Annotated in this window: 2 protein-coding genes; one reads left to right on the top strand and one right to left on the bottom strand. The window is 68.4% G+C overall.

Translation table 11 applies throughout. From position 1 onward, the window contains the following. The first annotated feature begins 203 nt into the window (after nucleotides 1–203). On the top strand, nucleotides 204–749 hold the full coding sequence (locus ACIQM0_RS39330; protein WP_401296063.1) for a hypothetical protein: 546 nt from the start codon (nucleotides 204–206) through the stop codon (nucleotides 747–749). On the opposite strand, the gene ACIQM0_RS39325 is transcribed toward ACIQM0_RS39330, so the two are convergent. Continuing rightward, nucleotides 706–1,362: an IS5 family transposase gene (locus ACIQM0_RS39325; protein WP_401296065.1), complete on the bottom strand. Its 657-nt coding sequence runs from the start codon at nucleotides 1,360–1,362 to the stop codon at nucleotides 706–708. The genes ACIQM0_RS39330 and ACIQM0_RS39325 overlap by 44 nt on opposite strands. Between the last annotated feature and the right edge of the window lie 105 nt (nucleotides 1,363–1,467).

The following is a 1,467-nucleotide window of genomic DNA, read 5'->3' as shown; positions in this document are numbered from 1 at the left end:
AGCCGACCACGAAACAAACCCCACTGACGCCCCTGCCACCCCACCACAGCAGCACCATCGCCCACCCAGCACAACACACCCTCAGATATCAGACGCTGTTGTCTTTCCGAGTCTGACGACTGTGTTTTCGCTGGTCAGGGGTAGGGGCGGCGTCGGTGTGGGAGTGATGGGGTGTCGTTTCGTCGCTCTCGTGGAGGCCGTGGATGCCGTCGGTTGTCGGACTGCTGGAACAGCACGAGCTTGCCGCTCGTCGTCGTGTGGACGGGCTGCGTGAGGAAGCGGACCGCATCCAGGCCGAGGTCGCGGTGGCCGAGCAGGAGTGGTCGGAGTGGACGATCGCCCGCGAGCGTGTCGGTGCGGTGCTGTCCGCGCCAGGCGGTGACTCAGCCGGCGTGGTCACCGAGGTGCCAGAGGGTGTTGTGACTGGAGCCGAGGTGGAGGCGTCTGCACCTCTGGTGGTGAAGGCGAGGTCGCAGGTTCCGATGTGGCGCGAGGGGCTGGCCGGGACGGCACTGTCGGTGGACTACCAGCGCATCCTGGCCGCGATCGAGGATCGGGGCCGTCTCGGTCAAGGGCCGCTGACCTGTCAGGAGATGGCCACTGCGTTCGGCCTGGACGTGGTGCCTGCCAAGGTGGAGGGGCTGCGGTCGAAGGCGAAACGCCTGGTCGCGCGGGGCTGGCTGGCCGAGCCGGCACCGGGCCGGTTCACCCTCGCGCGGAGCGTGAGCGGGCCAGGCGGCGGGGCATGATCATGGTCATCGACCAGTAGATCATCGCCTCGGCGCTGCTGGTGGATCGTTCGAAGTCACGCACCAGACGGCGGCTTCGCATCAGGTGGGCGAAGAGCCGCTCGACGATCCACCGCTTGGGCAGCACCACGAAGCCGCGCATGGCCTCGCTCCGCTTGACGATCGCCAGGACCAGCGCGAGCGCGGCCAGGCAGTGCTTGACGAGGCTGCCGGTGTAGCCGCCGTCGGCCCAGACGAGTTCCAGCCGGTGGTGAGCGTCGGTCACCCGCTCAAGCAGCACCTTCGCGGCAGCGCGGTCGCCGATGTCCGCCGCGGTGACCATCACGCCCAGCAGCAGGCCGAGGGTGTCGACCACCACGTGCCGTTTGCGGCCGTTGATCAGCTTGCCGCCGTCGAAGCCGCGGCTGTCGGCGCCGACGACGGCGTCCGCCTTGACGGACTGCGAGTCGATCACGCCGGCCGTCGGTTCCGCATCTCGCCCCGACTCCTCGCGGACCCGGCCGCGCAGCCGGTCGTGGAACTCTCTGACCAGCGCGTGGTCGCGCCAGCGGCGGAAGAACGCATAGACCCGGTCCCACGGCGGGAAGTCGGCCGGCATGGCCCGCCACTTGATCCCGTTGTCGCAATGCCGTTGCTTGAGCTACTGAAGTATCGCGGGCGCAAGGGTGATGATCTTCTCGGGAACCCGTCGCGTGCCTCGCCTGGCCTGGTCTTTCTT

It is taken from the genome of Streptomyces sp. NPDC091387 (assembly GCF_044756945.1).
Taxonomy (GTDB): domain Bacteria; phylum Actinomycetota; class Actinomycetes; order Streptomycetales; family Streptomycetaceae; genus Streptomyces.
This window is presented reverse-complemented; position numbering and strand designations above follow the sequence as displayed.